The sequence below is a fragment of the Amycolatopsis sp. NPDC049688 genome (genome assembly GCF_040674975.1).
Taxonomy (GTDB): domain Bacteria; phylum Actinomycetota; class Actinomycetes; order Mycobacteriales; family Pseudonocardiaceae; genus Amycolatopsis.
In genome coordinates, this window is the sequence record NZ_JBFANY010000002.1 from 669,349 (window position 1) to 681,543 (window position 12,195).

The window sequence follows — 12,195 nt, forward strand, 5'->3', positions numbered from 1 at the left end:
AGCTCTTTTCACCTGGGAGAAACTCGTGACCTCGACGCTTGCGCTGTCCGACACGTTCGGCTCCGACCTCGTGCGGGGGATCGGCGCGATCCTCCTGTACGGCGTCATCGGCCTGCTGCTGATGTTCGCCGGCTTCTGGGCGATCGACTGGACCACGCCGGGCAAGCTGTCGAAGCTGGTGACGCAGGGCCTGCCGAACGCGGTGATCGTGACCGCGTCCGGGCTCCTCGCGATGTCGTTCATCGTCGTCGTGGCGATCTTCAACTCGGCGAGCGACCTGACCGAGGGCCTGATCACGTCGCTGGTCTACGGCCTGCTCGGGATCGCCGTCCAGGTGATCGGGGTCCGGCTCCTGGAGTGGGCCACCCGCATCGACGTGGCCTCGACGATCGAGAGCGAGAAGTTCGCCCCGGTGAGCATCGTGGTCGCGGCGGCGCACATCGGCCTGGGCCTCGTGGTGGCGGTCGGCATCTCCTAACCTGGGGTTCGTGCGCCTGCTGAGGACACCGGACGACCGGTTCACCGACCTGCCCGATTTCCCGTACGAGCCCCGCTACGCCGAGCTGGCGGGCGGCCTCAGAGTGGGGTACGTCGAGGCGGGCCCGGCGGACGGCCCGGTCGTGCTGCTGCTGCACGGCGAGCCGAGCTGGTCGTTCCTGTACCGGAAAATGTTGCCGGTGCTGGCGTCGGCGGGCTTGCGGGCGATCGCGCCGGACCTGGTGGGTTTCGGCCGCTCCGACAAGCCGGCCGACCTGACGGACCACAGCTATGCGCGACACGTGGAGTGGATGCGCGCGTTCGCGTTCGACACCCTGGACCTGCGTGACGTGACGTTGGTCGGCCAGGACTGGGGCGGCTTGATCGGCCTGCGGATGGTGGCTGCATCGCCGTCGCGGTTCGCGCGAGTGGTGGCGTCGAACACGGGCCTGCCGACGGGCGACGTCGATATGCCACCGGAGTGGCATGCCTTCCGTTCGGCGGTCGAGAAGGCGCCGGTGCTGGACGTGTCCCGGTTCGTCCAGTCGGGCTGCGCTTCGGTCCTTTCGGACGCCGAGCGCGCGGCTTACGACGCGCCGTTCCCGGACGAGACGTACAAGGCGGGGCCGCGAGCGATGCCTTCGCTGGTGCCGTACCGGCCGGACGACCCGGCGTCGGAGGCGAATCGGGCCGCGTGGAAGACGTTGACGGAGTTGGAGATCCCGTTTCTGGTGGCGTTTTCGGACCGGGACCCGATCACGGGCGGGATGGCGCCGATTTTGCGCCGGGCGATGCGGGGGGCTGCGGGGGTGGAGCATCCGGTGATCGCGGGGGCGGGGCATTTTCTGCAGGAGGACAAGGGCGAGGAGCTGGCTGAACACGTGGCGCGGTTCGTGCGGGGGTGAACAAACCGGCAGCGGAAGTTGGCCAATGATGTGAGGTCGAAAACCGGCGGCCGGCAGCGGAAGCCGGCCAACGACGTCACCAGACCTCCCCCGCCCCTCATCCTGAGCGTCCCTTCAGCCGGTGGGCGGGTTTGTCAAGGCACGCTTTCCCGCCTTGACAAACCCGACCGGCGGCTGAAACTCCTACCGGAGGGGCGGGGGAGGTCGGACCCGCTTTGCCGCGGCAGAGATGAGCCATGGCAAAAGACAAAAGAATGTCCTCGCCGGACGGGCAGGCTCCGGGATGACCCCTCGTCCCGCTGCCATCTCCCGTTGAGGAGGTGGGCCGCTGGGTGGTCATCCCGTCGCCTGATTGAGGCCTATCACTTTGAGCCGGGCCCGCAATCTTGCGCTGTTCTCTCGCGTTTCGCTGTGGGTTGCGGGCCCGGCTCAAAGTGATTTGACGGCCTCAGGCGACGGGATGACCACCCAGCTCCTTTGTGTCAAAGGGTTGCGTGTGTTGCTGCCAGTGCGTCCACCAAGATGTCCAAGCCCTCCTGGGCTTCGTCTGCCGTCAACGTCATCGGTGGGCCGAGCCTCAGGACGTTGCCGTGCAGGCCGCCCTTGCCGATCAGGAGGCCGCGCTTCTTCGTCTCCTCCAGCATTCGGCCTGCGGCCGCGACATTCGGCTCCGTTGTTCCCGGTTTGATCAGCTCCACCCCGATCATCAGGCCCTTGCCTCGGACCTCGGCCACCAGTGGCGACTCGGCCGCCCGGAGGCCGGACAGCAGCTGGGCGCCGCGGGCTGCGCAGTTCGCCTGCAAGTTGTGGTCCTTGATGTAGTCCAGGACCGCCGTTGCGCCTGCCATCGACACCGGGTTGCCGCCGAACGTCGAGAACGACTGGGCCTGGAAGCAGTCCAGGACCTCTGCCCGGGCTACCACTCCGCCCACCGCCAGGCCGTTGCCCAGGCCCTTCGCGAACGTCATCATGTCCGGGGTCACGCCGTGGGCCTCGATGCCCCAGAAGTGCTCGCCCGTGCGGCCCCAGCCCGTTTGGACCTCGTCCGAAACGAACAGCACTCCATAGGCGTCGAGCACCTCCTTCATCGCCCGGAACAGGCCGTCCGGGGGGAGGCTGAAGCCACCCACGCCCTGGATCGGCTCGGCTATCAAGCAAGCCACGTCGCCCGCTGTTGCCGTGTCCAGGACGTCCACCAGGTCCGCCACGCAGGCGTCGATGTACGCCGCGTCCGAGAGGTCCCTGAAGGGGCTTCGGTACCGGTAGCCGCCGTGGACGTAGTTGACCTTCACCGGGCTCAGGGACGATGCCGACCAGCCGCGGTTGCCCGTGATCGCCACCGTTCCGAACGAGCGGCCGTGGTAGGAGTTCCGCATGGCCAGTACCTGGTTGCTGCGGCGGTACTGCGTTGCCAGCATCAACGCCGTGTCGTTGGCCTCGCTGCCCGAGTTCGTGAAGAACACCTTGGCGTCCGGAATCCCGGACAACGCCGCGATCCGCTCGGCCAGCTCGATCTGGGAACGGATCAAGTACAGCGTCGACGTGTGCAGGATGCCCGTGTCCAGCTGCTTGCGGACCGCGTCGCCGATCTCGGCCACGTCGTAGCCCATCGAGTTGGTCAGCACCCCCGCGAAGAAGTCCAGGTACGTGCGCCCCTGCGAGTCCGTCATGCGGCGGTCGTGCGCGTGCACGATCTCGATCGGCTCCTCGTACAGCAACGACATCCAGGACGGCATGACTGCGCGGTGCCGGGCGAGCAGCTCATCGGTCATCGAACGCCTCCTCGGGGTCTCAAGCGAGTATGAGGAGGCCGTGAACAGCGCTTCAACGATCAGACTGTCGGGATAACCCAGTAGGGCCGCACAGTCTGTACGGACTACCCTCTGACCCGTGATTGACCCCAGGACTCTGCGCGATGACCCGGAAGCCGTGCGCGCGTCGCAGCGCGCCCGTGGCGAGGACGAGGGAGTGGTCGACAAGCTGCTCTCCCTCGACACCCGGCGCCGCTCTTCGATCGCGGCCGCCGACAAGCTGCGCAACGAGCAGAAGCTCCTGGGCAAGCAGATCCCGAAGGCGCCGCCGGAGGAGAAGCAGCAGCTGCTGGCCACCGCCAAGGACCTCGCCGCCCAGGTGAAGGCGGCCGAGGCGGAGCAGAACACCGCGTCGGAGGAGTTCGACCAGCTCTTCCGGACCCTGCCGAACCTCGTCCACCCGGACGCGCCCGTCGGCGGCGAGGACGACTTCACCGTCCTCAAGCACGTCGGCGAGCCGACGAAGCTCGGTTTCACCCCGAAGGACCACCTCGAGCTGCTCGAAGGCCTCGGCGGTGTCGACATGGAACGCGGCGCGAAGGTGTCGGGGTCGCGGTTCTACTTCCTCACCGGCGTCGGCGCGCAGCTGCAGCTCGGCCTGCTCAACATGGCCGTCGCGCAGGCGGTCGAGAACGGCTTCACGCCGATGATCACGCCGTCGCTGGTCCGGCCCGAGGTCATGGCGGGCACCGGCTTCCTCGGCTCGCACTCGAGCGAGATCTACCACCTCGAGGAAGACGACCTGTACCTCGTCGGGACGTCGGAGGTGCCGCTCGCCGGCTTCCACGCCGACGAGATCCTCGACCTTAACGACGGCCCGAACCGTTACGCGGGCTGGTCGTCCTGCTACCGGCGCGAGGCCGGCTCGTACGGCAAGGACACCCGCGGCATCATCCGCGTGCACCAGTTCGACAAGGTCGAGATGTTCGTCTACGCCAAGCCGGACGAGGCCGAAGCGGAGCACGAGCGGCTGCTCGGCTGGGAAGAGCAGATGCTCGCCAAGATCGAGGTGCCCTACCGGGTGATCGACACCGCGACCGGCGACCTCGGCACGTCCGCGCACCGCAAGTTCGACTGCGAGGCGTGGATCCCGACCCAGGAGACCTACCGCGAGCTGACCTCGACGTCCAACTGCACGACGTTCCAGGCCCGCCGGCTCTCGGTCCGCTACCGCGACGAGAACGGCAAGCCGCAGATCGCCGCCACGCTCAACGGCACCCTCGCCACCACCCGGTGGATCGTCGCGATCGTCGAGAACCACCAGCAGGAGGACGGCTCGGTCCGCGTGCCGGAGGCACTGCGCCCGTTCGTCGGCGGCAAGGAAGTCCTCACGCCTCGCTGAATCGGGGCGGATCCGCGGTGCTGGTCCGTTCGTCCCAGTAGTGTCCGGGCCGAACGGGAGGACTTCATGCGGATCAAGTGGCAGGTCGCGGTCGCGCTGGCGGCCGCGACCGTCGTGACCGGGTGCACGGTGACGGTCGGCGGTTCGGCGTCGCCGGTGCCCGGCCAGGGTCCGGTCGCCAAGGCCGTCGACGCCTGCACGCTCCTCGACCAGGACCAGGTCGACGCCCTCGGCTACCAGACGCCGGGCCGTTCGGTGCAGGAGAACAAGGACCGGCTCCAGCCGCCGATGTGCCTCTGGAACTCGAAGGACGACATCGAGCCGACGGCTGTCCTCAACGTCGGGGTGGCCTCCGACATGGACTTCAACGAGTACATCTCCGGCGCGCTCAAGAAGTCCGAGCCGCAGAAGATCGGCGGCCTGACCTGGACGCAGTACGCCTCGATCCTGCCTGACGACTGCGTGTTCTACGCCCTGCTCGGCGCCAAGTCGTTCGCCTACGTCAGCGTCTCGACGAGCAAGCTCGACAAGTCGTGCGAGCAGGCGAAGCTGGCGATCCCCCAGGTCGCGGCGCACCTGCCGGGCGGCCAGGACGCCCCGCCGGTCACGCCGACCACCTCGGCCAAGCCGGAGCCGGGTGGCCCGCTGCTGTCGGCGGACCCGTGCGCGATGCTCAAGCCCGATCAGGTGGCCCAGCTCAAGGACATCTCGCCCAACGGCGAAAAGGACACCTCGTCCACGGTGCCGAACGCGTCCTACTGCCTCTGGGACGACACCGACGGCGACGGCGGGCAGAAGGCGTTCGAGGTCTGGTTCGGCCCGAGCACCCCGGTCGGGGAGTGGCCGGGGGCCAAGGGCGTCGCCCCGACCGAGACCGTCGACGTCGCCGGCAAGAAGTGGGGCATCTTCCCGAACATGGGCGGCCTGCGCGTCACCTGCGGCGCGACCCTGGCCATCACCGGCACGTCGTCGGTGCAGGTGGTCAGCGGGTTCATCGGCGACGACGCGAAGACGTGCGACCTCGTGAAGCAGGGCCTGCCGCTGGTGACCGCGAACCTGCCGGGCTAGTTCTCCGCAGCCACCTGGTCCGCGATGTGGCGCGCGATCTCCAGCGCGCTCGTCGCGGCCGGCGACGGCGCGTTCAGGACGTGCACCTGGTCCCGCGCGGTCTCGATGAGGAAGTCGTCGACGAGCGAGCCGTCGCGGCGCATCGCCTGGGCGCGCACGCCGGAACCGTGGCGGACGATGTCGTCCGCGGTGACGGCCGGGACGAGCCGGGCGAGACTCGCGGCGAACCGCTTCTTCGAGAACGAGCGGCGGACCTCGTCGAGCCCGGTCGGGAACGCGTACTTGCGCGCCAGCCGCCAGAGCCCCGGGAAGGCCGCGACCTCGGCGACGTCCTTTACCGAGAAGTCGCCCCAGCGGTAGCCCTCGCGGCGCAGCGCGAGCACGGCGTTCGGGCCGGCGTGCACGCTGCCGTCCAGCATCCGCGTGAGGTGGACGCCGAGGAACGGCAGCGTCGGGTCCGGCACGGGGTAGATCAGGCCCTTGACCAGGTGCCGCTTCTCCGGCTTGAGCTCGTAGTACTCGCCGCGGAACGGGACGATCTTCGCCGACGGCGTCAGCCCGGCCAGCCGCGCGACGCGGTCGGAGTGCAGGCCGGCGCAGTTCACGAGCGCGTCCGCCTGGACGACGTCGTCGCCGGTGGCGACCTCGACCCCGCCGGTGCTGCCGGCCCGGATGGCCACGGCGGGGGAGTTCAGCCGGAGGTCGACGCCGGCTTCGTCGAGCAGCCGGACGAGCGCGTGGCAGACGGCGGGGAAGTCGATGATCCCGGTGGATTCGACCCGCAGCGCGGCGACGCAGGCGACCTCGGGTTCGTACTCGCGGGCCTCGGCGGGCGAGATCGGCTTGGCCGGGACGCCGTTGGCCTCGGCGCGTTCGGCGAGGGTGTTCAGGGCGGGGATCTCCCGCTCGTGGGTCGCGACGACGAGCTTCCCGCACACCTCGACGGGCACGCCGTACTGGCGCGCGAAGTCCACGATGGACCGGTTGCCGGCCACGGACATCCGCGCCTTGAAGGAGCCGGGCTTGTAGTAGAGCCCGGCGTGCACGACGTTCGAGTTGTGCCCGGTCTGGTGGGCCGCCCAGCGGGATTCCTTCTCCAGGACGGTGACGTCCAGCCCGCGCCTGGTCAGCTCCCAGGCCACGGCCAGACCGACGATCCCGCCCCCGACGACTACCACGTTACGCACGGTCGATCAGGCTACGCGAATGCCGCGGCAGAGGTCCCCCGCGGCGCGTGATCTCAGCCTACGTGTCCGAAGTTGAGGACACCTCTCCCTCGATCGAGTGGTCCAGCGCCTTCTGCGCGCTCATCCCCGACCCCGTCCGATAGGCCCGCTCGAACCCCTCGACGCCCAGCGACTCCACCAGCCGGGCCCGGACCGCCGTCACGTCCGGGTCGCCGCCGATCGCCGTCCCCCGGACCGCCGCCGCGGCGCCCAGCAGCACCGCCGCCTGCTCCGGGCCGGCCACGCCAGCCAGGCCCTCCAGCGCGAACGCCACGACGTCACCCGCGTGCCACTGCCGACCGGCCAGCAGCGCCTCGCGGTGCAACGCGGCGGCCGACGCCGGGTCGCCTTCGGCCAGGGCGAGCCAGCCGAGCGAGATCAGCACCCCGGCGCGGGCGGTCTCCGCCGCGAACGAGCCGCCCGTGCACTCCGCCAGCGCGCGTTCGCACAGCTCCCGGGCTTTCGCCAGATCGCCGGAGAACCGGGACAGGTTCGCCAGCCCGAGGTAGGCCGCCGCGCGGGATTCCGGCATGCCCGAACGGCGGGCCGTCGTGGCCGCCAGTTCGTAGTCGGCGCGGGCGCCGGCCCGGTCGCCCGACAGCAGCCGCGCCCAGGCCCGGCGGCAGATCAGGTCCGCGGCGTCGTCCGTCGCGCCGATCTCGTGCATCAGGGCGAGGGCCTCGTCCATCATCCTCAGCGCGGCCCCGTGCTCGCCGCGCCAGGTCAGCAGCTGCGACAGGTGGTCCAGAGCCATCGACAGGCCCCACCGTTCGCCGAGGGCCCGGAACTGGGCCGCGCCCTCGCGCAGGCTCTCCTCGGCCCCGGCCAGGTCGCCCGACATCATCGAGCGCAGGCCCATCCCCATCGGCAGCAGCGCCCAGCTCCAGGCGTCGCCGGTGGCGAGCAGGCTTTCGCCGCGGCCGAGCAGCTCGGCGTCGTCGCCCGGCGGGCCGGCCACGACACCCAGCAGCATCACCAGCATCGGGCTCCGCGGCGACCACGAACCGTCGGTCGCGTACCGCCGGACCAGGGGCAGGTACTGCTCCAGCGAGTCGTGCGGCGGCCCGGCCAGCGCGCCGAGCACGCACACCAGGAACTCCTCGACGTACTCCTCGCGCAGCTCCGGCGAACACCTCGAGACCACGGCCCGCGACAGCCCGGCGCCTTCGAACCGCCGTCCGCGCATCCACCAGTACATGGCCAGCAGCGGTACCAGCCGCAGGGCCAGCACGACGTCGTGCTCGGTCGCCCAGCGCAGCGCGGCCAGGATGTTGTCGTAGTCGGCGTCGAACCGCGCGAGCCAGGTCAGCTGGTCCGCGGTCCGCAGCATCGGGTCCGCTTCCTCGGCGAACCGCAGGAAGTACTCGGCGTGTGCGCGGTGGAACGTCTCGGCCTCGCCCGCTTCGGCCAGCTTCCCGGCCCCGAACGCGCGGATCGTCTCGAGCATCCGGAACCGCCCGCCGACGGCTTCCACCAGGGACTTGTCGGCCAGTTCCGGCAGCAGGTCGACGTCGGCGCCGCACACCTCGGCGGCGGCCGCGGCGGTCGCACCGCCCGGGAACACCGTCAGCCGGCGCGCCAGCTCGCGTTCCTCGTCGCTCAGCAGGTCCCAGCTCCACTCGACGACCCCGCGCAGCGAGCGGTGCCGCGCCTCGGCCGTCCGGCTGCCGCGGGCCAGCAGGCGGAACCGGTCGTCGAGCCGCGCGGCGATCTCGCCGAGCTCCAGCGTCCGGACGCGGGCCGCGGCCAGCTCCAGGGCCAGCGGGAGGCCGTCGAGGGCGGCGCAGATGTGCTGGACGTCGCCGATCGTCGTCTCGTCGACCACGAACGCCGGATCGCTGGCAGCCGCGCGATCGGCGAACAGCCGGACGGCCGCGAACTCCCGGGCCCGCGCGGCCGGCGTCCCCGGCGGCGGGACGGCCAGCCGCGGCACCGGCGCCAGCTGCTCGCCGGTGATCCCGAGCGGCTCGCGGCTGGTGGCCAGCACCCGCAGCCCCGGGCACGCGGCGAGCAGCCGCGCGACCAGCCGGGCCGCCACGTCGACGACGTGCTCGCAGTTGTCGAGCACCAGCAGCGCCGAGCGTTCCCGCAGCGCCGCGATCAGCCGTTCCGCCGGGTCCTGCGGGCCACCGCGTGAACTTTCGCGCAGCCCGAGCGCGCTCAGCACGGCCTGGGCGACGTCGGCGGCGTCGTGCGGCGCGAGCTCGACGAACGCCACCGGGCCGGACTGGGCGGCGGCCACCTCGACGGCCAGCCGGGTCTTGCCGGTACCGCCCGGCCCGGTCAGCGTGACCAGCCGGCTGCGGTCCAGCAGCCCGGCGACCTGCCGCAGTTCGTCGCCGCGGCCGACGAAGCTGGTCAGCTGCGCGGGCAACGCCGGCAGCACCGGCTTCTCGGTTTCGCCGCGAAGCACCGCGAGGTGCGCTTCGGCGAGTTCCGGGCCCGGGTCGGCGCCCAGTTCGTCGGCCAGGGTGCGGCGGGCGTCCTCGAACGCGGCGAGCGCGTCGGCGGGCCGTCCCGCGGCGGCCAGCGCGCGCACCAGCTGCGCACGCGGGCGTTCCCGCAGCGGGTGCGCGGCGACGGTCTCCCGCAGGCCGGCGAGCAGGTCTTCGGCCTGGCCGAGCGGCAGCCGGGCCTCGACGTGGTCGTCCGCCGCGTCGGCGCGCAGCTCCTCCAGCCGCGCGGCCTGCGCGGCGGCGAACGGCGCGTCCGCCAGGTCGCTGAACGCGGGCCCGCGCCACAACGCCAGCGCCTCGCCCAGCACGCCCGCGGCACGCTTGTGCTCGCCGTTCTTCAGGAGCGTGCGGCCTTCGCGCACGAGACGTTCGAAGCAGTGAACGTCCACTTCGTCCGGTGGGGCGGCCAGCCGGTACCCGGCCGCGGTGAACTCGACCGGCGCGAGCTCCTTCAGCGCCGTCCGCAGGCGGGACACCTGCGACTGGAGGGCGTTCGCCGCGCCGTCCGGCGGGTGTTCGCCGTACATGCCGTCGATCAGCCGCTCGGCGGGGACGAACCGCCCGGCCTCCAGTGCGAGCAGCGCCAGCAGCATCCGCGACCGCGGGCCGCCCACCGCCACCTGCGTGCCGTCCGGGCGCCACGCGGCGACGGCCCCCAGCACCCCGAATCGCATGGACCCCAGCCTAGGACGTCCCCGACCTGGGGGAAGCGTCCCTCCGAACGGGAGTTCGGCGTGGGCCTGTGAATCACCTGAGCGTGCGTCTATACACTTCGCCGAGTCCCCACGCAATGGGAGAGGTATGTCGTCCGACAGCATTGCCCTCGGTCAGCCGACCGTCGGTGAAGAGGAGCTCGCTGCCGTCGCCGAAGTCTTCCGGTCCGGCTGGCTCGCCGGAGCGGGTCCGGCGTGCCGGCGCTTCGAAGAACGGTTCGCCCAGGTCACCGGCACAGCGCACGCGCTGACGACGGCCAACTGCGGCTCGGCGCTCTTCCTCGGGCTCAAGGTCCTCGGTGTCCGCCCCGGCGACGAGGTGATCGTCGGCGACTACACGTTTCCCGCCACCGGCCACGCCGTCGTGCAGGCCGGCGCGACCCCGGTGTTCGCCGACATCCGCCCGGACGTCTTCAGCGCGGACCCGGCGCACGTCGAAGCCCTGGTGACGCCGAAAACGGTCGGCATCCTCGCCGTCGACGTCGCCGGCCAGCCCGGTGACTTCGACGAATACCGCGCGATCGCCGACAAGCACGGCCTCTGGCTCTTCGAGGACGCCGCCTGCGCCGCGGGCGCGACGTACAAGACGCGCCCGGCCGGCAGCCTCGCCGACCTCGCCGCGTTCTCCTTCCACGGCCGCAAGGGCATCACCGCGGGCGAGGGCGGCGCGCTGGTCTCCGACCGCGAAGACCTCATCGCCCGCGCCCGCAAGCTGCACACCTACGGCATCGAGCCGGCGATCAGCCGCGAAGGCTCGGACACGCTGCCGATCCCGGAGTTCCACGAGCTCGGCTACAACTTCCGCCTTTCGGACGTCCAGGCCGCGATCATGAACGTCCAGCTCGACCGCCTCCCCGATCTCCTCGCCGCCCGCCGCTCGGTCGCGAAGCGCTACCACGAGGCGTTCGCCGATGTCGACGCGCTGACCGTGCCGGTGGAACTGCCCGACCGCGAGCACCCGTGGCAGGCGTACCTGCTCACGGTCGCGCCCGAGGTCAGCCGTGACACCCTGGCCCTGCGGATCCGCTCCCAGGGCGTCCAGTGCAACTTCGGCACCTACGCCTCGCACCTGCAGCCGATCTACGGGCCTCAGGCCCCGCTGCCCGTCTCCGCCGACGCGTTCGCGCGCCAGCTCGCCATCCCGATGCACGCCAACCTCACCGACGCCGAAGTCACCCGCGTCGCCGAGGTCGTGCGCGAAGCCGTGCAGTCCCTGTCCTGAAGCCGCCTACCGAGGAGAAATTGGTGTCCGACAAGAAGGTGCTCTTCACCGGGGGCGGTGGCTTCATCGCCGCGCACGTGATCCCGCTGCTGCTCGAAGGTGGCTACACGGTCCGGATCTTCGACAACATGACCCGCGGCGACCGCGCCCGCGTCAACGAGTTCGTCGCCACCGGCAAAGTCGAGCTGGTCGAGAAGGACGTCCGGTACGGCGGCGCGGTGCGCGAGGCGATGCGCGGCTGCACGCACGTCATCCACTTCGCGACGGTGTCGATCAACAAGTCGATCGCCGACCCGCACGAGTCGATCGACATCAACATGATCGGCAACCACAACGTGTTCGCCGCGGCAGCCGACGAAGGTGTCGAGCGGCTGGTGTTCGCGTCGACGGCGTCGGTCTACGGCGATCCGAAGCGGCTGCCGATGCACGAGGACGACGAACTGCGCCCGCTCACGCCGTACTGCATCTCGAAGCGCGCCGGCGAGGACCTGCTCGGCTTCTACGAGCGGCAGAAGGGCCTGTCGTGGAACGCGCTGCGGTTCTTCAACGTGTATGGCCCCGGCCAGAAGATCGAGGCGTACTACACCTCGGTGATCAACCACTTCATCCAGCGCCTGCGCAACGGCCAGCCGCCGATCATCGACGGCCGCGGCGACCAGTCGATGGACTTCGTGCACGTCACCGACCTCGCGCACGCCGTCGTCGCGGCGCTGGAGTCGGAGAAGGCGAACCTGCCCATCAACATCGGCACCGGCATCGACACGTCGATCGCCGCGCTGGCCAAGATCCTCATCGAGGCGGTCGGCGTCGACGTCGAGCCGCTGTTCAACGAGCGTGACGTGCTGGTCTCGCGGCGGGCCGCCGACATCAGCCGGGCGCGGGACGTGCTGGGCTGGGAGCCGCGGATCACCGTCGAGGACGGCATGCGGGATCTGGTCAAGGAAACCGAGTGAGCACCACCGCCGGGCCCGGCCG

Annotated in this window: 9 protein-coding genes; 6 read left to right on the forward strand and 3 right to left on the reverse strand. The window is 70.8% G+C overall.

What is annotated here, in order from left to right:
- Positions 1 to 25: 25 nt before the first annotated feature.
- Together AB0J55_RS09150 and AB0J55_RS09155 are read left to right on the forward strand one after the other, a co-directional pair.
- Positions 26 to 478, forward strand: coding sequence for a DUF350 domain-containing protein (locus AB0J55_RS09150; RefSeq protein WP_364244971.1), 453 nt, complete (start codon positions 26 to 28; stop codon positions 476 to 478).
- A 10-nt stretch (positions 479 to 488) separates the two neighbouring features.
- Positions 489 to 1,382 carry a haloalkane dehalogenase gene (locus AB0J55_RS09155; RefSeq protein ID WP_364244974.1) on the forward strand — a complete coding sequence of 298 codons (894 nt, stop codon included), beginning with the start codon at positions 489 to 491 and terminating at the stop codon, positions 1,380 to 1,382.
- Positions 1,383 to 1,864: 482 nt separating this feature from the next.
- On the opposite strand, the gene AB0J55_RS09160 is transcribed toward AB0J55_RS09155, so the two are convergent.
- Positions 1,865 to 3,154, reverse strand: a complete 1,290-nt coding sequence (locus tag AB0J55_RS09160) for an aspartate aminotransferase family protein (RefSeq protein WP_364244977.1) — start codon at positions 3,152 to 3,154, stop codon at positions 1,865 to 1,867.
- 118 nt (positions 3,155 to 3,272) lie between these two features.
- Between AB0J55_RS09160 and serS the strand changes: the two genes are divergently transcribed.
- Positions 3,273 to 4,535, forward strand: coding sequence for a serine--tRNA ligase (serS, locus tag AB0J55_RS09165; protein ID WP_364244980.1), 1,263 nt, complete (start codon positions 3,273 to 3,275; stop codon positions 4,533 to 4,535).
- A 66-nt stretch (positions 4,536 to 4,601) separates the two neighbouring features.
- On the forward strand, positions 4,602 to 5,603 hold the full coding sequence (locus tag AB0J55_RS09170; RefSeq protein WP_364244982.1) for a DUF3558 family protein: 1,002 nt from the start codon (positions 4,602 to 4,604) through the stop codon (positions 5,601 to 5,603).
- Here AB0J55_RS09170 and lhgO read toward each other — a convergent pair.
- Together lhgO and AB0J55_RS09180 are read right to left on the reverse strand one after the other, a co-directional pair.
- Positions 5,600 to 6,790, reverse strand: coding sequence for an L-2-hydroxyglutarate oxidase (gene lhgO, locus AB0J55_RS09175; protein WP_364244984.1), 1,191 nt, complete (start codon positions 6,788 to 6,790; stop codon positions 5,600 to 5,602). The two genes, AB0J55_RS09170 and lhgO, sit on opposite strands and share 4 nt — an antisense overlap.
- 58 nt (positions 6,791 to 6,848) lie before the next feature.
- Entirely contained in the window at positions 6,849 to 9,959 is a 3,111-nt protein-coding gene (locus AB0J55_RS09180; RefSeq protein ID WP_364244986.1) for a BTAD domain-containing putative transcriptional regulator, read from the reverse strand.
- 127 nt (positions 9,960 to 10,086) lie between these two features.
- On the opposite strand from AB0J55_RS09180, the gene AB0J55_RS09185 reads away from it, so the two are divergent.
- Both AB0J55_RS09185 and AB0J55_RS09190 read left to right on the forward strand, forming a co-directional pair.
- Positions 10,087 to 11,220 carry a DegT/DnrJ/EryC1/StrS family aminotransferase gene (locus AB0J55_RS09185; protein WP_364244988.1) on the forward strand — a complete coding sequence of 378 codons (1,134 nt, stop codon included), beginning with the start codon at positions 10,087 to 10,089 and terminating at the stop codon, positions 11,218 to 11,220.
- A 23-nt stretch (positions 11,221 to 11,243) separates the two neighbouring features.
- Positions 11,244 to 12,173, forward strand: coding sequence for an NAD-dependent epimerase/dehydratase family protein (locus tag AB0J55_RS09190; protein WP_364244990.1), 930 nt, complete (start codon positions 11,244 to 11,246; stop codon positions 12,171 to 12,173).
- Positions 12,174 to 12,195: the final 22 nt, after the last annotated feature.